This window comes from Enterobacter sp. Ap-1006, assembly GCF_011752835.1.
GTDB lineage: Bacteria > Pseudomonadota > Gammaproteobacteria > Enterobacterales > Enterobacteriaceae > Cedecea.
The window spans coordinates 347,131-368,216 of record NZ_VWWU01000003.1 but is presented as its reverse complement, the minus strand read 5'-3'; the positions used below and the strand labels follow the sequence as shown (position 1 = coordinate 368,216).

General features: G+C 52.2%; 16 protein-coding genes. 12 read left to right on the top strand and 4 right to left on the bottom strand.

All coding sequences use genetic code 11. The annotated features are described in order from the left end of the window. Positions 1-111: 111 nt before the first annotated feature. The gene (locus F3J28_RS09950) at positions 112-1,260 is read left to right on the top strand and encodes an MFS transporter (protein ID WP_166875440.1); all 1,149 of its coding nucleotides are present in this window, start codon (positions 112-114) and stop codon (positions 1,258-1,260) included. 131 nt (positions 1,261-1,391) lie between these two features. On the opposite strand, the gene pflA is transcribed toward F3J28_RS09950, so the two are convergent. The 4 genes from pflA to ycaO all read right to left on the bottom strand — a co-directional run bounded on the left by pflA (position 1,392) and on the right by ycaO (position 7,682). Beyond that, positions 1,392-2,132 (bottom strand): pyruvate formate lyase 1-activating protein, encoded by a 741-nt coding sequence (gene pflA, locus F3J28_RS09945; RefSeq protein WP_008461164.1) that lies wholly within the window; start codon positions 2,130-2,132, stop codon positions 1,392-1,394. 194 nt (positions 2,133-2,326) lie between these two features. Next, positions 2,327-4,609, bottom strand: a complete 2,283-nt coding sequence (gene pflB / locus F3J28_RS09940) for a formate C-acetyltransferase (protein WP_166875437.1) — start codon at positions 4,607-4,609, stop codon at positions 2,327-2,329. Positions 4,610-4,659: 50 nt separating this feature from the next. Continuing rightward, positions 4,660-5,517 carry a formate transporter FocA gene (gene focA / locus F3J28_RS09935; protein ID WP_039301559.1) on the bottom strand — a complete coding sequence of 286 codons (858 nt, stop codon included), beginning with the start codon at positions 5,515-5,517 and terminating at the stop codon, positions 4,660-4,662. Positions 5,518-5,918: 401 nt separating this feature from the next. After that, positions 5,919-7,682 carry a 30S ribosomal protein S12 methylthiotransferase accessory factor YcaO gene (ycaO, locus tag F3J28_RS09930; RefSeq protein WP_166875435.1) on the bottom strand — a complete coding sequence of 588 codons (1,764 nt, stop codon included), beginning with the start codon at positions 7,680-7,682 and terminating at the stop codon, positions 5,919-5,921. Positions 7,683-8,020: 338 nt separating this feature from the next. Here ycaO and serC point away from each other — a divergent pair, with 338 nt between their 5' ends. The 11 genes from serC to kdsB all read left to right on the top strand — a co-directional run bounded on the left by serC (position 8,021) and on the right by kdsB (position 21,017). Next, positions 8,021-9,106, top strand: a complete 1,086-nt coding sequence (gene serC, locus F3J28_RS09925) for a 3-phosphoserine/phosphohydroxythreonine transaminase (protein WP_166875432.1) — start codon at positions 8,021-8,023, stop codon at positions 9,104-9,106. A 77-nt stretch (positions 9,107-9,183) separates the two neighbouring features. Continuing rightward, the gene (gene aroA / locus F3J28_RS09920) at positions 9,184-10,467 is read left to right on the top strand and encodes a 3-phosphoshikimate 1-carboxyvinyltransferase (protein ID WP_166876565.1); all 1,284 of its coding nucleotides are present in this window, start codon (positions 9,184-9,186) and stop codon (positions 10,465-10,467) included. A 192-nt stretch (positions 10,468-10,659) separates the two neighbouring features. Next, entirely contained in the window at positions 10,660-11,343 is a 684-nt protein-coding gene (gene cmk / locus F3J28_RS09915) for a (d)CMP kinase (RefSeq protein WP_008461178.1), read from the top strand. A 114-nt stretch (positions 11,344-11,457) separates the two neighbouring features. Then, positions 11,458-13,131, top strand: a complete 1,674-nt coding sequence (gene rpsA / locus F3J28_RS09910) for a 30S ribosomal protein S1 (protein WP_008461180.1) — start codon at positions 11,458-11,460, stop codon at positions 13,129-13,131. A gap of 115 nt (positions 13,132-13,246) precedes the next feature. Then, the gene (gene ihfB / locus F3J28_RS09905; RefSeq protein WP_008461182.1) at positions 13,247-13,531 is read left to right on the top strand and encodes an integration host factor subunit beta; all 285 of its coding nucleotides are present in this window, start codon (positions 13,247-13,249) and stop codon (positions 13,529-13,531) included. A gap of 202 nt (positions 13,532-13,733) precedes the next feature. Continuing rightward, positions 13,734-16,001, top strand: coding sequence for a ComEC family protein (locus tag F3J28_RS09900; protein WP_166875429.1), 2,268 nt, complete (start codon positions 13,734-13,736; stop codon positions 15,999-16,001). Positions 16,002-16,038: 37 nt separating this feature from the next. Next, positions 16,039-17,787, top strand: a complete 1,749-nt coding sequence (gene msbA / locus F3J28_RS09895) for a lipid A ABC transporter ATP-binding protein/permease MsbA (protein WP_008461187.1) — start codon at positions 16,039-16,041, stop codon at positions 17,785-17,787. Continuing rightward, positions 17,784-18,767 (top strand): tetraacyldisaccharide 4'-kinase, encoded by a 984-nt coding sequence (gene lpxK / locus F3J28_RS09890; RefSeq protein ID WP_166875426.1) that lies wholly within the window; start codon positions 17,784-17,786, stop codon positions 18,765-18,767. Before msbA ends, lpxK begins: the two co-directional genes overlap by 4 nt. Before the next feature lie 43 nt (positions 18,768-18,810). Continuing rightward, on the top strand, positions 18,811-20,043 hold the full coding sequence (locus tag F3J28_RS09885) for a winged helix-turn-helix domain-containing protein (protein WP_166875423.1): 1,233 nt from the start codon (positions 18,811-18,813) through the stop codon (positions 20,041-20,043). 48 nt (positions 20,044-20,091) lie between these two features. Further along, positions 20,092-20,274, top strand: a complete 183-nt coding sequence (ycaR, locus tag F3J28_RS09880) for a protein YcaR (protein ID WP_008461191.1) — start codon at positions 20,092-20,094, stop codon at positions 20,272-20,274. Beyond that, positions 20,271-21,017, top strand: coding sequence for a 3-deoxy-manno-octulosonate cytidylyltransferase (kdsB, locus tag F3J28_RS09875; RefSeq protein WP_166875421.1), 747 nt, complete (start codon positions 20,271-20,273; stop codon positions 21,015-21,017). Before ycaR ends, kdsB begins: the two co-directional genes overlap by 4 nt. The last annotated feature ends 69 nt before the right edge of the window (positions 21,018-21,086 follow it).

Here is a 21,086-nt window from a genome sequence, read left to right as displayed (position 1 = left end):
AAATCGTACCCGCTCAAACCCTCCTTACCCCCCATTATTGCTGGATTGACAATCAATTTGCCGGTGGCATGATGCGCACAAATTTCCTGATTTCCTCACGGTTTGATACCCATGACCACCTATACCCGTCCCGTATTGCTCCTGCTTTGCGGGCTTTTGCTGCTGACTCTGGCGATGGCGGTTTTAAACACGCTCGTCCCGCTTTGGCTGGCTCACGATAATCTTCCTACCTGGCAGGTCGGGATGGTGGGCTCCGCCTACTTTACCGGCAACCTGGTCGGGACATTGATTACCGGATGGGTGATTAAGCGTCACGGGTTTAACCGCAGCTACTATCTTGCCTCTATTATTTTTGCCGTGGGCTGTGTTGGCCTCGGGCTGATGGTTGGTTTCTGGAGCTGGATGGTCTGGCGGTTTGTGGCCGGCGTGGGCTGCGCCATGATTTGGGTTGTGGTTGAAAGCGCCCTGATGTGCAGCGGGACTTCCCGCAACCGCGGCCGTCTGCTGGCGGCTTACATGACCGTTTACTACATCGGAATGGTGGTCGGCCAGCTGATGGTCAGCAAGCTGTCTACTGAACTGATGAACGTTCTGCCGTGGGCTACCGCGCTGGTGCTGGCCGCTATTCTTCCATTGCTGTTTACCCATATTGTCAGCGACGGGGATGAGCACCGGGATAACACGCCGGTCTGGCCGATGTTGCGTCTGCGCCAGGCTCGACTGGGTGTGAACGGCTGCATTATGTCCGGCATCGTACTCGGCTCTCTGTATGGTCTGATGCCGTTGTATTTGAACCATCAGGGCGTGAGTGACTCCGGTATTGGCTTCTGGATGGCGCTGATGATCAGCGCGGGTATTGTTGGTCAGTGGCCTATGGGGCGTCTGGCGGATAAATATGGCCGTCTGCTGGTGCTGCGTGTACAGGTGTTCGTGGTGATTCTTGGCTGCCTGGCGATGCTCAGCAACGCCGCCATGGGGCCTGCGCTATTCGTTCTGGGGGCTTTTGGTTTCACGCTCTACCCGGTGGCGATGGCCTGGGCTTGCGAAAGGATTGAGCGTCATCAACTGGTGGCAATGAATCAGGCGCTGTTGCTGAGCTACACCATCGGGAGCTTAATTGGGCCGACAGTGACTGCGCTGCTGATGCAAAACTACTCTGATAACGTGCTGTTTATCATGATGGCCGCAGTGTCATTTGTTTACCTGATGATGCTGCTGCGTAAGGCGGGCCATCATCCAACCCCGGTGGCTCACGCTTAATCAGCTTGCCGCGTCTATAGATCCGATCTCATGGGCGTTTGTGGCTGGTTGAGTTATGTGAGGCCCTGCTGAGAAGTGAGCGAGCCGGAAGAAAAATATACGTGCTCCCACAGAGGGGAGCACGGTTCGAATCAGTACATCACTTTATGGCCGTACTGCTCCAGAATACCTTTCACCCGCTCCATCGTTTCCTTCTTCGGCGGATGCACGCCATCCAGCTTGTATTCTTCGCCCATCGCCACCCACTTGTGTTTGCCCAGCTCGTGATACGGCAGCAGTTCGATTTTTTCAACGTTGCCCATGTCACGAGTGAATTCCCCGAGGCGATGCGCGGAATCATCATCGTCAGACCAGCCCGGTACAACAACGTAGCGGATCCACACTTTAATGTCTTTTTTCGACAGATATTGCGCAAATTCGAGCGTGCGGTGGTTTGACACGCCCACCAGGTTTTGGTGGATTTCGTCGTTCATCTGCTTGAGATCGAGCATCACCAGGTCGGTGACTTCCAGCAGCTCATCAATCACCGGATCGTAGCGGCGAACAAAGCCGTTGGTGTCCAGGCAGGTATGAATCCCTTCTTTACGGCAGGCGCGGAACCAGTCACGGACGAACTCGGCCTGCAGAATAGCTTCGCCACCGGATGCGGTAACGCCGCCGCCCGAGGCATTCATGAAGTGGCGATAGGTAACAACTTCTTTCATCAGCTCTTCTACCGTCACTTCTTTGCCACCGTGGGTGTCCCAGGTGTCGCGGTTGTGGCAGTAAAGGCAGCGCATCAGGCAGCCCTGAAAGAAGGTGATAAAACGGATACCGGGGCCGTCCACGGTACCGCAGGATTCAAAAGAGTGAATTCGTCCGATTGCTGACATTGCGGTGATCTCTCCAGATGTGGCCCGTCCAGGGCCTGTGTCGTGCACAGCTCAAGCCGGCTGTGTTAAGTCTGTTTTGACAGATACCCAGAGTATAGATAGCTGGCAAAGCAGGCTGAGGGTAGGGAGGTGAGTAAAAAGGCCCCACGGGAGTGGAGCCTTTATATAGTACGCTTCTTCAGTCTGACAAGGAATTAGATGGACTGAGTGAAGGTACGGGTAATAACGTCCTGCTGCTGTTCTTTGGTCAGCGAGTTGAAACGAACGGCATAACCGGATACGCGAATGGTCAGCTGAGGATATTTCTCAGGGTTTTCCATCGCATCCAGCAGCATTTCACGGTTCATTACGTTGACGTTCAGGTGCTGACCACCTTCGATGTTTGCTTCGTGGTGGAAGTAACCATCCATCAGACCTGCAAGGTTGGTTTTACGCACGTCATCGTCTTTACCCAGCGCGTTTGGCACGATGGAGAAGGTATAAGAGATACCATCTTTCGCGTAGGCAAACGGCAGTTTAGCGACGGAGGTCAGAGAGGCAACGGCACCTTTCTGGTCACGACCGTGCATTGGGTTAGCGCCTGGGCCGAACGGAGTACCTGCACGACGACCGTCTGGGGTGTTACCGGTTTTCTTACCATAAACCACGTTAGAGGTGATGGTCAGAACAGACTGGGTCGCGATAGCGCCACGGTAGGTGGTCAGTTTCTGAATTTTCTTCATGAAACGTTCAACCAGGTCAACGGCAATGTCATCTACGCGAGGATCGTTGTTACCGAACTGTGGATATTCACCTTCGATTTCGAAGTCGATAGCCAGACCGTCTTCGTCGCGGATAGGTTTCACTTTCGCGTATTTGATAGCAGACAGGGAGTCAGCCGCAACGGACAGGCCAGCGATACCACAAGCCATGGTACGAACAACGTCACGGTCGTGCAGAGCCATCAGAGACGCTTCGTAGCTGTATTTATCATGCATGTAGTGAATGATGTTCAGCGCGGTAACGTACTGTTTAGCCAGCCAGTCCATGAAGTGATCCAGACGATCCAACACATTGTCGTAGTCCAGAACGTCGGCAGTGATTGGTGCTTCTTTAGGACCAACCTGCATTTTCAGTTTTTCATCAACGCCGCCGTTGATTGCATACAGCATGGTTTTCGCCAGGTTTGCACGAGCCCCGAAGAACTGCATTTGCTTACCAACAATCATTGGGCTTACGCAGCATGCGATAGCGTAGTCATCGTTGTTGAAGTCAGGACGCATCAGATCGTCATTCTCGTACTGCAGAGAAGAGGTATCGATGGAGACTTTAGCCGCGTATTTTTTGAAGTTCAGTGGCAGTTTTTCAGACCACAGAATGGTGATGTTTGGCTCCGGAGAAGGCCCCATGGTGTACAGGGTGTTCAGGAAGCGGAAGCTGTTTTTGGTCACCAGAGTACGGCCATCAACGCCCATACCGCCGATAGATTCGGTTGCCCAGATTGGGTCGCCGGAGAACAGCTCATCATATTCAGGGGTACGCAGGAAGCGAACCATACGCAGTTTCATGACCAGGTGGTCAATCATTTCCTGAGCGTCTTGCTCGTTAATTTTGCCTGCTTTGATGTCGCGCTCGATGTAAGCATCCAGGAAGGTGGATACGCGACCGAAGGACATTGCAGCGCCGTTCTGAGATTTAACCGCAGCTAGGTAGCCGAAGTAAGTCCACTGAATAGCTTCCTGAGCGTTGGTAGCAGGACCGGAGATGTCGTAGCCATATTTGGCGGCCATCTCTTTGATCTGACCCAGCGCGCGGTGCTGTTCGGAGATTTCTTCACGCAGACGGATAGTCGCTTCCAGATCTTCACCGTTTTCCAGTTTGGTTTGCAGTGAGTTGAACTGAGCGAACTTGTCTTTCATCAGGTAGTCGATACCGTACAGCGCAACGCGACGGTAGTCACCGATGATACGGCCACGGCCATAGGCATCTGGCAGACCGGTAATAACACCGGATTTACGGCAATTCAGGATGTCTTTGGTGTAAACGTCAAACACGCCCTGGTTGTGGGTTTTGCGGTATTCGGTGAAGATCTTTTTCAGCATTGGGTCGAGTTCGCGACCGTATACTTTGCAAGAACCTTCGACCATTTTGATGCCGCCGAAAGGAATGATGGCGCGTTTCAGAGGAGCATCGGTCTGCAGACCCACGATAGTTTCGAGGGACTTGTTGATGTAGCCCGCATCGTGAGCGGTGATGGTAGACGCGAGGTCGGTATCGAAGTCAACTGGTGCGTGAGTGCTGTTTTCCAGTTTGATGCCTTCCATCACGCTGTCCCACAGTATGGTAGTTGCGTCGGTAGCACCTGCCAGGAAGGACTCGTCACCCTCGTACGGGGTGTAGTTTTTCTGAATAAAGTCACGGACGTTAACTTCATTCTGCCAGTCGCCTTTAGCAAAACCTTCCCAGGCTGTGGCTAACTTTTCATTTTGCTCGGACATGTAACACCTACCTTTAATGTGGAGTTCTTAAACCTGCGTACTGACGTAGCTTAGTGCTTGTCGCCACCGCGCAGATAAATTACCCAGTATGTCAACCCAACCAGTAAACCTCCGCCGATGATGTTTCCGATGGTGACTGGAATCAGGTTATCGGTGATGAAGTTCAGCACGGTCAGATGCGAGAAACTTTCCGGAGAAGACCCTACGGCGGTCCAGAATTCCGGGCTGGCAAAGTCACGAACCACGATAGCCATCGGGATCATGAACATATTTGCGATGCTGTGCTCAAAGCCGCTGGCAACAAACATGGCAACCGGAAGGATCATAGCAAACATTTTGTCCATCAGGCTGCGGCCGGAGTAGCTCATCCAGACGGCGAGACACACCATCAGGTTTGCCAGAATGCCAAGGCAGACGGCCTCAACAAATGTGTGGTGCATTTTATGATCTGCGGTTTGCAGGACATTCAGTCCCCATGCGCCGTTGGCGGTCATATACATGCCGGACAGCCAGATCAGCAGCACAAAGAGTAGAGCACCGATCAGGTTACCGATGTAGACGTTAGCCCAGTTACGCAGTAGCTGGCCCCAAGTGATACGGCCGCTGGCTTTGGCTACGACGATAAGCACGGTGGAGGTGAAAAGGTCAGCACCGCAGATAACGCAAAGAATTAAACCCAGTGAGAAGCATGTGCCGCCAATCAGCTTGGCAATCCCAAACGGGATCGTGGATGTGCCTGTGGTGGCGGTGATGTAGAACACGAAGGCAATCGAAATGAAGACGCCGGCGGTAATCGCTAAGTAAAAGGTCGTTAGCGGTTGTTTCGTTGCTTTATAGACGCCAGCATCTTCGGCAATTTTTGCCATCGCTGGTGGAAGTACTAGATCAAAAGGGTTGTCAGCTTTCACACTAACTCTCTCTTATTTAATTCGGCGAGGAGATACTAACAAAGCATTATAGAGTAAAAATTGATGTGGATCATATCTCGCCAAGCTAATAGGCACTGAAAAAGCAGGTCTTTACCTGTTTTTCATCTTAATTCATTGATTGTAAATGAAAAAATAAATTTTAATAATTATAGGTAAAATTGAATTGAACATCTCCCTTACGCGAAATTGGTTAATTATAATGGGGTATTTTTATATTTTGATAACATTATTGCCGCTGTCAAAAAATAACTATTTACCTGAAGTTAACCAAAAAATTACATAATAAATTATTATTGTTGCAATAATAAAAAGGGGCGCAAAAAGCGCCCCATAATATAGCTCAGACAAGGTGCAGTGCGCACCAGGAAGTTGTCAGGAAATTACTTTACTTGCCAATATTTGGCTTTAGCGCGCTGTAATTTTTCGTACGCGGCCAGCAGCGCCTGATGCGCCGGGAAAGCTTTCAGATCTTTATCCACTGGCTGCAGCCCATAGAAGGCCGCTTCACCGCTCATTGCCGCGCTGGCGGCATCCACGGCTTCAGCCCCGTACATACGGACGAAAGCGTTCAGGTATTGCAGAGGCTCGCGCTCTTCTTCCTGTGACAACAGAAGCAGAGTTTGCAGGCAGCGGTAGTAGTTGGCACGCTCAGGACTAAAGATGGAAGCGTTGAACTCCATGGTCCATTCGGTCCAGATCAGTGCCTGCTCAAGATCGCCGCCCGCTAGCGCCAGCATGGCTTTCAGTTCGCCAATGCGCAGCGTGTACCAGCCGTTATCTTTCCCGGTAGCCAGGCCCAGTAACTCACGCACGCGGGTGAAATCATCGTGGCCTTCGTCATCCAGTTGGGCAATCAGATCCAGATAGTCCTGTTGCTCCCATTCGCTGTCCGGCAGCGCAAGAATCGTTTCACGCAGGTGGCTGCCCATGCTGTTGTTGGCCAGCAGCAGGTCGTCGGCAGGGTAAATATCAGACATGCCTGGGACGATAATACGGCAGGCGTAAACGTCCAAATGCTCGTAGTCGGCGATATACACTTCTTTATCTTCCGACTTGAAGATAGCCATCAGCGTAGCGAACTCTTCTTCCGTTGTGCCAGCAAAGCTCCAGTCAGCAAACGGGTAATCTGCGTCCTGCTTGAACATATCCCAGGAAATCAGGCCGCTGGAATCGATGAAGTGTGTTTCCAGGTTCGCGTGTTCAGCGACTTCTTCATCGTCGAAAGTTGGCGGCGTAAAGACATCCAGATCTTTCAGACCGCGCCCCTGCAGCAGCTCAGTTACGGTACGCTCCAGCGCTACGCCAAAATCAGGGTGTGCGCCGAAGGAGGCGAAACAGGTTCCGTTGGCCGGGTTGAACAGCACGACACAGATAACCGGGTACTTACCGCCCAGAGAACCGTCATACGCAAAAATAGGGAAGCCTTCAGCTTCAAGCGTTTTAATGGATTCCACGACGCCCGGATAGCGGGCCAGCACATCCTGTGGGATCTCTGGCAGGCTGATGCTTTCTGCGATGATGCGGTTTTTGATATGGCGCTCGAAGACTTCAGACAGACCCTGGACCCGTGCTTCATTAGCCGTGTTGCCCGCAGACATGCCGTTGGAGACGTACAGGTTACCAATGATGTTCATTGGGATATAAACAGTCTGCAGGTCTGACTGGCGGGTGAACGGCAGGGCACAAATACCGCGTTCTTCGTTCCCGGACTGCAGATCGATCAGCATCCCGGCACCGACTTCGTTTTCCGGGTCGTAGAAAGCGCGCAGACGATCGTCGAGGATGCCTTCAGGCAGTTGGTCATCTTCCGGCAGCGGGAACCATTTCTCGTTCGGGTAATGCACGAACGGACCGTTTGCAATTGCATCGCCCAGCCAGAAGTCGGCGAAGAAGTAGTTAGTCGACAGACGTTCAAAATATTCACCCAGCGCGGATGCCAGCGCGGCTTTTTTGGTCGCACCTTTACCGTTGGTGAAGCACAGGGCGCTGTCTTTGTCGCGGATATGCACCGACCAAACGTTGGGTACCGGGTTAAGCCAGGAGGCTTCTTCGATATTGAAACCGAGGTCGGTCAGCTTTTTCTGGAAGCGAGCGATGGAGTCTTCCAGGGCGGCATCTTTGCCGGGGATAAATGTCTGGGTCATGGGGTTCACTTTAATGGTACGCAAAACGCGCAATGATACGGGTTTTACCGGGCAGACGCTATCCTCCGCACGGTGCAGGCGACGCTAGCATAACAGGCTATGCCTGCTTACAGTAACTCGCTGTTATGGTAGTAAAATGACTGGCCGCCATTGGGCATGTTCGTCGTATTGCCTTGCCGTCGGAAATCGGGCAGTTTTTTCGCTTGCCGGAAGATTGTGTTGTGTGATTTTGCTCACATTGGTCTTCCGCGAGGGATTAACCATTGCAACACTGCGCCGCTGAATGATAAAACCGATAATGTAATAAAAACTTATTGCTCGAGGCGTGGTGAGGGGAAATGACACAGGTATACAATTTTAGTTCTGGTCCGGCGATGCTGCCGGCTGAAGTACTTCGTCGTGCACAACAGGAGCTGTGCGACTGGCACGGTCTGGGCACTTCCGTAATGGAAATTAGCCACCGTGGTAAAGAGTTTATTCAGGTCGCTGAAGAGGCGGAAAAAGATTTTCGCGATCTGCTGCAAATCCCCTCCAACTATAAAGTTTTATTCTGCCACGGCGGCGGGCGCGGTCAGTTTGCAGGCGTGCCGCTGAATATTCTCGGTGACAAAACCACGGCCGACTACATTGACGGCGGCTACTGGGCAAATAGCGCAATTAAAGAAGCGAAAAAATACTGCCAGCCGGTTGCCCATGATGTAAAAATCACCGTGGACGGTAAACGTGCTATCAAGCCAATGAGTGAATGGCAGGTGTCTGACAACAGCGCGTTTCTGCACTATTGCCCGAATGAAACCATTGACGGCATTTCAATCGATGAAACCCCAGATTTTGGTGATACCGTCGTTGCCGCAGACTTCTCTTCGACTATTTTGTCTCGTCCTATCGACGTTAGCCGCTTCGGCGTGATCTATGCTGGCGCACAGAAAAACATTGGTCCGGCCGGCCTGACGCTGGTTATTGTTCGTGAAGATCTGCTAGGCAAGGCGCACAAAGCGTGTCCGTCGATTATCGATTACACCGTGCTGAACGATAATGACTCAATGTTTAACACGCCGCCGACTTTTGCCTGGTATCTGGCAGGCCTGGTCTTTAAGTGGCTGAAAGAGCAGGGCGGCGTTGCCTCGATGGATCGTATCAACCAGGCCAAGGCTGAGTTGCTGTACGGCGTGATTGATAACAGCGATTTCTATCGTAACGATGTTGCGGCCTCTAATCGCTCCCGGATGAACGTCCCGTTCCAACTGGCGGATAGCGCGCTGGACAAAGTGTTCCTTGAAGAGTCTTTCGCTGCGGGCCTGCATTCCCTGAAAGGTCACCGTGTTGTGGGGGGGATGCGCGCCTCGATTTACAACGCGATGCCGCTCGATGGCGTCAAAGCGTTGACTGACTTCATGGTGGACTTCGAGCGTCGCCACGGTTAATTAATGCATTAGCACTTTGCCCCGCGGCCCGTCTGCGGGGTTTTTATTCTGTTTGAGTTGAGAGTATTTTTCCCATGCTGGAATCCCTGACGTTACAACCCATCGCGCTGGTCAACGGCACCATTAATCTGCCGGGTTCAAAAAGCGTGTCTAACCGTGCGCTGCTACTGGCCGCGCTGGCCAAAGGCACCACGGTGCTGACCAATTTGCTGGATAGCGATGATGTCCGCCATATGCTTAATGCGCTGAAGGCGTTGGGCGTGAGCTATACGCTTTCGGCGGATCGTACCCGTTGTGAAGTCACCGGCGTGGCCGGGCCTCTGCAGGCACAAGGTGAGCTGGAACTCTTTTTAGGGAATGCTGGCACCGCTATGCGTCCGCTGGCCGCGGCGTTGTGCCTCGGCAGTAACAACATTGTGCTGACCGGTGAGCCGCGGATGAAAGAGCGTCCAATCGGCCACCTTGTCGATGCGCTGCGCCAGGGTGGAGCGAACATAGAATACCTTGAGCAAGAAAATTACCCACCTCTGCGTTTGCGCGGTGGCTTTGGCGGCGGCAAGGTTGAAGTGGACGGCAGCGTATCCAGCCAGTTCCTGACCGCGCTACTGATGACCGCACCTCTGGCTGCACATGACACTGAAATCACCATTAAAGGCGAGCTGGTTTCCAAACCTTATATCGATATCACGCTGCATCTGATGAAAACTTTCGGCGTGGAAGTTGAAAACCGCGACTATCGCAGTTTCCTGATTCGCGGCGCGCAGCAGTATCAATCCCCAGGGGCTTACCTGGTAGAAGGTGATGCCTCCTCCGCCTCTTACTTCCTGGCCGCAGGCGCAATTAAAGGTGGCGTGGTCAAGGTTACCGGCATCGGGCGGAACAGCGTGCAGGGTGATATTCGCTTTGCCGATGTACTTGAGAAAATGGGCGCGAAAGTGACCTGGGGCGATGACTTCATTAGCTGTGAACGTGGTGAGCTAAACGCTATCGACATGGATATGAACCATATCCCGGATGCGGCAATGACTATCGCGACCGCGGCCCTGTTTGCTAAAGGCACGACCACGCTGCGTAATATCTATAACTGGCGCGTAAAAGAGACCGATCGTCTGAGCGCAATGGCGACGGAATTACGAAAAGTCGGTGCAGAAGTTGAAGAGGGCGAAGACTATATTAGCGTTACGCCACCGGCTAAGCTGACGTTTGCTGAAATCGGTACTTACAACGATCACCGTATGGCGATGTGTTTCTCGCTGGTGGCGTTGTCCGATACGCCAGTGACGATTCTTGACCCAGGCTGTACGGCAAAAACCTTCCCTGATTATTTCGAGCAGTTAGCTCGCATCAGTACGCCTGTATAACGTTTGTAAAACCGCATCGTCTGATGCGGTTTTTCTTTATCTCTACGATTCCTTACAACGCCCGTTGCGCAATTCTTCTACACTCAGCCTGATTCCCGTGGATATTTGTCTGGAAAGATAACAGTCCTGGCGGTTGCGGCGTATAATGCGCGGCGTTTACCACCCGCGAATCCAGCGATAGAGGAGAAAACGATGACGGCATCCGCCCCGGTAATAACGATTGATGGCCCAAGTGGCGCCGGTAAAGGCACGCTTTGTAAGGCCATGGCCGAAGCGCTGCAGTGGCATCTGCTGGACTCTGGTGCGATTTATCGCGTTCTGGCGCTCGCGGCGTTACATCACCATGTTGATGTGGCTTCCGAAGACGCGCTGGTGCCCCTTGCGGCCCACCTGGACGTTCGGTTTATTTCCACCGACGGCAATTTGGAAGTGATTCTCGAAGGGGAAGACGTTAGCGCTGAAATTCGCACTCAGGAAGTGGCAAACGCGGCTTCTCAGGTGGCCGCGTTCCCGCGTGTGCGCGAAGCCTTGCTGCGCCGCCAGCGCGCTTTCCGCGAAGCGCCGGGTCTGATTGCAGACGGCCGCGATATGGGAACCGTTGTGTTCCCGGATGCGCCGGTGAAAATTTTCCTTGATGCCTCCTCTGAAGAGCGCGCCCACAGGCGCATGCTACAGTTGCAGGAGAAGGGCTTTAGTGTTAACTTTGAGCGCCTTTTGGCCGAGATCAAGGAACGCGACGATCGCGACCGTAATCGGTCTGTAGCGCCGTTAGTGCCTGCTATAGATGCTTTAGTGCTGGATTCAACCAGTATGAGCATTGAGCAAGTGATTGAAAAAGCGCTACAATACGCCCGCGAAAAGCTGGCGCTCGCTTGAGATAGCGACCCATTTTGTAGTACCCCCGCTGCAATGGAGTGTAAGCGGGTATGTAAAACAACCCCATCCGGCATGAGGCCAGATGGACGTTAATCTAACTTTTGAAGATTAAACATGACTGAATCTTTTGCTCAACTATTTGAAGAATCCCTTAAAACAATCGAAACCCGTCCGGGTTCCATCGTTCGTGGTGTTGTTGTTGCTATCGACAAAGACGTCGTTCTGGTTGATGCGGGCCTGAAATCTGAATCTGCAATTCCTGCAGAGCAGTTCAAAAACGCAGCCGGCGAACTGGAAATCCAGGTTGGTGACGAAGTTGACGTTGCGCTGGACGCAGTAGAAGACGGCTTCGGTGAAACTCTGCTGTCCCGTGAAAAAGCTAAACGTCACGAAGCTTGGATCACGCTGGAAAAAGCTTACGAAGAAGCTGAAACTGTGGTTGGTGTTATCAACGGCAAAGTTAAAGGTGGCTTCACTGTTGAGCTGAACGGTATTCGTGCGTTCCTGCCAGGTTCCCTGGTTGACGTTCGTCCAGTTCGCGACACTCTGCACCTCGAAGGCAAAGAGCTTGAGTTCAAAGTGATCAAGCTGGACCAGAAACGCAACAACGTTGTTGTTTCCCGTCGTGCGGTTATCGAGTCTGAGAACAGCGCAGAGCGCGATCAGCTGCTTGAAAACCTGCAAGAAGGCATGGAAGTTAAAGGTATCGTTAAGAACCTCACTGACTACGGTGCATTCGTTGACCTGGGTGGCGTTGATGGCCTGCTGCACATCACCGATATGGCATGGAAACGCGTTAAGCATCCAAGCGAAATCGTGAACGTTGGCGACGAAATCACTGTTAAAGTGCTGAAGTTCGACCGCGAGCGTACTCGTGTTTCCCTCGGCCTGAAACAGCTGGGCGAAGATCCATGGGTAGCTATCGCTAAGCGTTATCCAGAAGGTACCAAACTGACTGGCCGCGTGACCAACCTGACCGACTACGGCTGCTTCGTTGAAATCGAAGAAGGCGTTGAAGGCCTGGTTCACGTTTCCGAAATGGATTGGACCAACAAAAACATCCACCCATCCAAAGTTGTTAACGTTGGTGATGTAGTGGAAGTTATGGTTCTGGATATCGACGAAGAACGTCGTCGTATCTCCCTGGGTCTGAAGCAGTGCAAAAACAACCCATGGCAGCAGTTCGCGGAAACCCACAACAAGGGTGACCGTGTTGAAGGTAAAATCAAGTCTATCACTGACTTCGGTATCTTCATCGGCCTGGACGGCGGCATCGACGGCCTGGTTCACCTGTCTGACATCTCCTGGAACGTTGCGGGCGAAGAAGCAGTACGTGAATACAAAAAAGGCGACGAAATTGCAGCCGTTGTTCTGCAGGTTGACGCAGAGCGTGAGCGTATCTCCCTGGGCGTTAAGCAGCTCGCAGAAGATCCGTTCAACAACTACGTTGCGCTGAACAAGAAAGGTACTATCGTTACTGGTAAAGTAACGGCAGTTGACGCGAAAGGTGCTACAGTTGAATTAGCAGATGGCGTAGAAGGCTACCTGCGTGCTTCTGAAGCTTCCCGTGACCGCGTTGAAGATGCAACTCTGGTTCTGAACGTTGGCGACGACGTTGAAGCTAAATTCACCGGCGTTGATCGTAAAAACCGTGTTGTTAGCCTGTCTGTTCGTGCTAAAGACGAAGCTGACGAGAAAGATGCAATTGCGACTGTTAACAACAAACAGGAAGAAGGCAACTTCTCTAACGCAATGGCTGAAGCATTCAAAGCAGCTAAAGGCGAGTAATCGTCCGAGCGTTGTATCCCGGCTTTTGCCAGGGTATAAAATCAGGGCGGCTTCGGCCGCCCTTGTTCGATTGAGAGCTGTAAGCTAATTTTCCTGAAAGGAAACCGGAGGAATCATGACCAAGTCAGAATTGATCGAAAGACTTGCAACCCAGCAATCTCACATCCCTGCAAAAGCAGTAGAAGATGCGGTGAAGGAAATGCTGGAGCATATGGCCTCTACGCTCGCCGAGGGTGAACGTATTGAAATCCGGGGTTTCGGCAGTTTCTCCTTACACTATCGCGCTCCTCGCACCGGACGTAACCCGAAAACCGGCGACAAAGTGGATCTGGAAGGTAAATACGTTCCACACTTTAAGCCAGGCAAAGAGTTGCGTGACCGCGCCAATATTTACGGCTAATTCCTTAGAGTTAGCAAAAATGGCACCTCAAATGAGGTGCCATTTTTTTTACTGATTTTGCTATTTTGCGAGCGCCTTCCTGAAGGCTAACGCAATATTGTTAAGCCAGATTCATCGGAGTTCAGGCCAGCACGTATTTCTCCAATTGCTTCCTGATTTAATCTCAAGATTCCCGCACACTTCCTGTAACAAGGAGGTGGATGTGTTTTCTATTCCTGCCGTTGCTGGTGCCGTTCTGATTAGCGCTTTACCACTGTTATGGCTGTCAGTTATTCCAGAACAAAATGGGATTTTACTGTTCGTGGCGGCTGCACTGACATTGGCCTGTTTTTGGGGCCGTATCGTTTGGGTGCGCTATCTGGTGCTTTGCCTTTTATTCTTGAGCTGGAGCCTGTTGGGCGCGCGGCAAATGCTGGATATGTTCTCTGAGTTTGGGGAGAAACCGCTGACCGTGCAGGTGAAAATTACGAGAAGTGATGGCGAAAAACGGCATGAACTGCGGATAGTCAAACGGGATGATCGTTACCTGTTTCCTGCGCCAGGCGTTGTATTGCGAAATAGCGTATTGCCTGAGCCTGTTTGTGAGGGGCAAACATGGTTAATGACGCTACGCCTTCACCCGGTACATGGGCGTCTTAATGAAGGTATTTTTGACGGGCAGCGCTATGCGCTTTCGCAGATGCAGCCGTTTAATGGTCGGGTGTTGAAAGCAAGCCTTCTATCGGGCGGCTGTAATCTTCGAGGTAAATGGCTCCAACAAGCCAAAAATGCTACCGCTAATCTCCCGTGGCAGGGTGTGATTATCGCTCTGGGTTTTGGGGAGCGAATAGATGTCAGCGAAGACGTCAAAAAAATCATGCGTGATACCGGGACTGCACATCTGATGGCAATTTCTGGGCTGCATATTGCGTTAGCCGGTGGGATTGGCTGGCTGTTTGCTCGGGTTCTGCAATTTTGCCTGCCAGCTTCGATGATAGGGTTTCGTTTTCCCCTGGTGATGAGTTTTAGCGTCGCGCTATTTTACACCTGGCTGTCAGGGATGAATCCGCCGGCGGTCAGAACCCAGGTTGGAATGGGCATTTGGGCAATATTACGTCTGAGCGGCAGAAAGTGGTCATCCTGGGATGTGTTGTTGTGCTGTGTCGCGGGCATTGTGTTTAGCGAACCGATGTCTATTTTATCTGAAAGTCTTTGGCTTTCCGCGCTTGCGGTATGCGGGCTTATCTTTTGGTACCAGTGGGTGCCGCTGCCTCGCATGACGATAAATCGCTGGCTTCGGCCTTTTGCCGATCTGCTTTATTTGCAAACAGGCATTACGCTGTTGCTCATTCCACTTCAGGTGATTTTATTTCACGGCATCAGTATGACTTCGCTGGTCGCTAATCTCTTCGCTGTGCCGTTGATTACCTTCGTTAGCGTGCCTTTCATTTTAGCCGGTATGGTGTTCGGAGAAGTCCCTGCCATTGGCGAGGTGCTTTGGTCACTGGCCGATAAATCACTTGCAGGAGTATTCGGGTTACTGGCTGGGTTGCCGGATGGGTGGAAAGAACTCGATCGCCGTTATCAATTTCTGGCGTTCATTGCCTGGTGGACCATAGTGATATGGCGATTCGGTTTTTGGCGAAGCTCTTTCGCTACCGCTGCAGCAGTGTTGCTTATGATGATGTTTCCCTTTTGGCGTAAGCCGGAGGCCAATAGCTGGGCCGTCCATATGCTTGATGTGGGCCATGGGCTTGCCGTGGTTATTGAGCGTGAAGGGAAAGCGTTACTCTACGACACGGGCAACGCATGGCCTGGGGGAGACGCGGCTAAAACCGTGATTATTCCCTGGTTAAAATGGCGAAACCTTCAGCCAGAGCAGGTCATTATTAGCCATGAACATCTTGATCATATCGGCGGATTGAAAAGTCTTAAGCAGCAGTGGCCTGCTTTAAATATTCGTAGTCCTTTACGCTGGAAGGGGCATGAGCCTTGCTTTCGTGGTCAACAATGGGCATGGCAGGAGATTCAATTCGATGTGCTGTGGCCACCCGAAGAGTATGAGGGGAGCAGCAACAATCGCTCTTGTGTGGTTAAAGTTAGTCACGGAGGATTCAGCCTTTTGCTTACGGGGGACCTGGAGGCGAATGCAGAATTGGCTATGCTGAGAAAACGGTGGCAAACGCTAGAAGCAAACGTCCTGCAGGTTCCACATCACGGGAGCCGAACTTCGTCCAGCGGTCCTCTACTGAGAGCCGTTTCAGGCAGCGTGGCACTGGCTTCTGCTTCCAGGTTTAACGCCTGGCGCTTACCGTCTTCAACAATTATTCATCGTTACCGGCAATACGGTTATCAGTGGCATGACACGGCTCAATCAGGGCAGCTGACAATTGAAATAAAAGGTGATAAATGGCAAATCTCTGGCTTCAGAGAACAAATATTGCCCCGTTGGTATCATCAGTGGTTTGGCGTCACCCGAGATAATGGGTAGAATATGCGGCTATTTCATAAAAGGCTGGTTCGACTTAATGCAGAACGATAAAGATCTCTCCACATGGCAGACTTTCCGCCGGCTCTGGCCGATGATTTCCCCCTTTAGAACGGGTCTGATTGTGTCTGGGATAGCGTTAATCCTCAATGCGGCGAGTGATACCTACATGCTTTCGCTGCTTAAACCATTACTGGATGATGGTTTTGGTAAAACGGACTCTTCTGTACTGCTATGGATGCCAGTGGCCGTGATTGCGTTGATGCTGCTGCGCGGCGTGACCAGCTATGTTTCAAGCTACTGTATTTCATGGGTGTCAGGTATGGTGGTCATGAACATGCGTCGCCGACTGTTCAGCCACATGATGGGGATGCCGGTTTCATTCTTCGACCAGCAGTCCACCGGGACGTTACTCTCCCGTATTACCTATGATTCTGAGCAGGTTGCCTCTTCCTCTTCCGGCGCGTTGATCACCGTTGTCCGTGAGGGAGCATCAATTATTGGCCTGTTTATATTGATGTTCTGGTACAGCTGGCAGCTTTCAGTGATCCTGATCGTGTTGGCACCGGTTGTGTCTTTTGCCATTCGCTTTGTCTCTAAGCGCTTCCGTAATATCAGCAAAAACATGCAGAACACCATGGGGCAGGTTACAACCAGCGCAGAGCAGATGCTGAAGGGGCACAAAGAAGTGCTTATTTTCGGTGGCCAGCAGGTAGAAACCGATCGCTTTGACAAAGTCAGTAACCGCATGCGTAATCAGGGGATGAAGCTGGTTTCAGCCTCTTCTATCTCTGATCCGATTATTCAGCTTATTGCTTCCCTTGCTTTGGCCTTTGTGCTTTATGCCGCCAGCTTCCCTAGCGTGATGGAAACCCTGACAGCCGGCACCATTACCGTGGTGTTCTCCTCCATGATTGCGCTAATGCGTCCGCTTAAGTCACTGACTAACGTCAACGCTCAATTCCAGCGCGGGATGGCAGCGTGCCAAACGCTGTTCTCTATCCTTGACTCTGAGCAGGAAAAGGACGGTGGCAAACTGGTCATCGATCGTTCTAAAGGTGACGTTGAATTCCGCAATGTGACCTTCACCTACCCAGGCCGTGATGTCCCGGCCCTGCGCAATATCAACCTGACCATTCCAGCAGGAAAAACCGTTGCGCTGGTAGGGCGTTCAGGTTCGGGTAAATCAACGATTGCCAGCCTGATCACGCGTTTCTACGAGCAGCAGGAAGGTGCCATCCTGATTGACGGGCACGACATACGCGAATACACCCTTGCATCTCTGCGTAATCAGGTGGGGCTGGTGTCGCAAAATGTTCATCTCTTTAACGATACCGTGGCGAATAATATTGCCTACGCCCGCACCGGCGAATATTCCCGTGAAGATATCGAAAAGGCCGCGCGCATGGCTTACGCGATGGACTTCATTAGCAAAATGGACAACGGGCTGGATACCATTATCGGTGAAAATGGTGTGCTGCTGTCTGGTGGACAGCGTCAGCGTATCGCTATCGCTCGCGCGCTGCTGCGTGACAGCCCAATCTTGATCCTGGATGAAGCAACCTCTGCGCTCGACACGGAGTCGGAGCGCGCGATTCAATCTGCCCTGGATGAACTGCAAAAGAACCGCACATCACTGGTGATTGCTCACCGTCTGTCGACGATTGAGCAGGCTGATGAAATCGTGGTGGTGGAAGATGGTTGTATCGTCGAACGCGGGCCTCACCTGGAACTGCTGGCCCATCGCGGCGTCTATGCCCAGCTACATAAGATGCAATTCGGCGAATGATAGAGCGTATCTGGTCGGGAAAATCACCTCTCTACCTGCTGCTGTTGCCGCTTTCCTGGCTTTATGGCCTGGTGAGCGGCGTTATTCGCCTGTCTTACCGTATTGGTCTGCGTGCCATATGGCGTGCCCCTGTACCCGTGGTTGTCGTTGGAAATCTGACGGCGGGAGGAAATGGGAAAACACCCGTTGTTATCTGGCTTGTGGAGCAGCTACAGCAGCGTGGCGTGAGCGTTGGCGTTGTGTCCCGGGGCTACGGAGGAAAAGCCGCTGTTTATCCTCTGCTGCTTGATGCAAAAACCACACCTTCCGAAGCTGGAGATGAACCGGTACTTATTTTTCAACGTACCGGGGCGCCCGTCGCCGTTGCGCCAAAACGCAGTGAGGCTGTAAAAGCCCTCATTGTAGCTGCAGCCCCACAAATCATTATTACTGATGATGGCCTACAGCATTATGCTCTGGGACGCGATAAAGAAATCGTTGTGATCGACGGTGCCCGCAGGTTTGGTAATGGCTGGTGGTTACCTGCCGGGCCAATGCGTGAAAGAGCGGGGCGTTTACGCAGCGTAGATGCAATTATCGTGAATGGTGGGGAACCGCAGGCTGGTGAAATCGCCATGCGCTTGAAGCCCGGGCTCGCCATTAACGTACTCACCGGTGAACGCCGGCCGGTCACTGATTTTTCTGACGTTGTGGCTATGGCCGGTATTGGCCATCCGCCGCGTTTCTTTGCCACGCTTGCGCAATGCGGTATTACGCCGGTGAAAACAGTGGCGCTGGCCGATCATCAGGCAATTACCGAACAGGATATGTTGGCTATCGCGACGGCGGAGCAAGTCGTACTGATGACGGAAAAAGATGCGGTAAAATGCCGTGCGTTTGCCGGGGGCCATACAAACTGGTGGTATCTGCCGGTTGATGCGCAGCTTGATTCACCTCTCGCGGAAACTCTCCTCAAGCAATTACTGGCGCTGGTGCGTTAATCTCTGCGGCACCGGTTTTTCGTTCGTTGATTACAGGTGTGTCATGACCGTTTCACAACTTTCATTACGAGCAGCCCGAAACCTCCACCTTGCAGCTCAGGGGTTACTTCAAAAGCCTCGTCGTCGTGCACGGCCCGCTGATGTTGCCGACGCGATCTCCCGCATGTCGCTGCTGCAAATTGACACCATTAATATTGTTGCCCGCAGCCCTTACCTGGTCTTGTTCAGTCGTCTTGGTCAGTATGAATCTGGCTGGCTTGATAGTGCCCTGGCGAGCGGTGAGCTAATCGAATACTGGGCGCATGAAGCCTGTTTTTTGCCGAAAAAAGATTTTGCGCTCATTCGCCACCGGATGCTGAGCCCTGAAAACATGGGCTGGAAATACCGTCCCGAATGGATGAATGAGCATGCGGAAGATATCAGCCAGCTGCTCGCTTATATCAAAGACAATGGCCCCGTCCGTTCAGCTGATTTTGAGCATCCACGCAAAGGCGCGAGCGGCTGGTGGGAATGGAAGCCACAGAAAAAACATCTTGAGGGGTTATTTACCGCCGGACAGGTGATGGTGACGGAGCGGCGTAATTTTCAAAGGGTTTACGATCTAACCCAGCGCGTTATGCCGCACTGGAACGATGCCTTGCATCTGATTGAGCAGCCCGAGGCTGAGTTACTCATGCTGGAAAATAGCGCCCGTAGCCTGGGGATCTTCCGTCCGGAATGGCTCGCTGATTACTACCGACTGAAAAATATTGCGTTAAAGCCCCTGCTAGAAAGCTGGCTTTCATCGGGCAATGTCATTCGCGTCCGTGCAGATAAACTGGGCGATATGCTGCTGCATCATTCGCTGCTACCGCTGCTTGAAAAAGCGCAGCAAAATCAGCTTAACGCTACCCACAGCGCCGTGCTTTCACCGTTTGACCCGGTCGTTTGGGATCGTCGCAGAGCAGAGGTGCTGTTTAACTTTTCCTATCGACTGGAATGCTATACCCCAGCGGAAAAGCGTCGCTATGGTTATTTTGTTTTACCGCTGCTGCACAAAGGGGCGCTGGTGGGCAGAATAGACGCCAAAATGCACCGTAAGCAGGGGGAGCTGGAGGTCATAAGCCTCTATCTGGAAGAGGGCATAAAAGTCACCGACGCCTTGCAGGAAGGTCTGCGTGGTGCACTGACGGAATTTGCGCGCTGGCAATCCGCGACGCATCTTACCCTGGGTATTTTGCCCGCAGAATTAAGAGAAAACTGGGGTGATGGCTGGGAAATGGCCCCGGCTGGCTAGTCATTTATGCTATTCTGGTGCCGTTGATGGCACTCATCTGGAGTAATTATGGAAAGTCGTTTACTTGAAATCATTGCCTGCCCGGTCTGTAACGGCAAGCTCTACTATAACCAGGAAAAGCAAGAGCTTATCTGCAAGCCTGACGGGCTGGCATACCCGCTGCGTGATGGCATTCCAGTTCTGCTGGAAAGTGAAGCCCGGACGCTGACTTCAGACGAGACCAACCCATGAGTTTTGTCGCCATTATTCCCGCGAGATATGCGTCTACGCGTCTGCCGGGTAAGCCTTTAAAAGAGATCAACGGCAAAGCAATGGTGCTGCATGTTCTGGACCGCGCGCGTGAGTCCGGTGCGGAACGTATCATTGTCGCCACCGATCATCCTGATGTGGCCCGTATTGTCGAGGCGGCAGGTGGGGAAGTTTGCCTGACCAGCCCCGATCATCAGTCCGGCACTGAACGCCTGGCAGAAGTTATTGAGAAATGTGGCTTCAGCGACGACACGGTAATCGTGAACGTACAGGGCGATGAGCCAATGATCCCCCCGGTGATTATTCAGCAGGTTGCTAACAACGTCGCGAACAGCCAAGCTGGCATGGCGACCCTCGCAGTACCCATTGAATCTGCGGAAGAAGCGTTTAATCCGAATGCGGTAAAAGTGGTTATGGATGCGCAGGGCTACGCGCTTTATTTCTCACGCGCCACGATTCCGTGGGATCGCGAGCGTTTTGCCGCTTCACGTGAAGAGATTGGCGATACCTTCCTGCGCCATATTGGCATCTATGGCTACCGCGCTGGTTTCATTCGTCGCTACGTCAGCTGGGCACCGAGCCAGCTTGAACAAATCGAAATGCTTGAACAGCTGCGCGTCTTGTGGAACGGCGAAAAAATACATGTTGCCGTTGCGAAAGCCATCCCAAGTATTGGTGTGGATACCCCAGAAGATCTTGAACGCGTCCGTCTAGCAATGCGCTAATTCACCTTCAGCGTGAACAATCAAACCGGCTAACCAGGCCGGTTTTTCTTTTTCTGAAACCCAATTGAT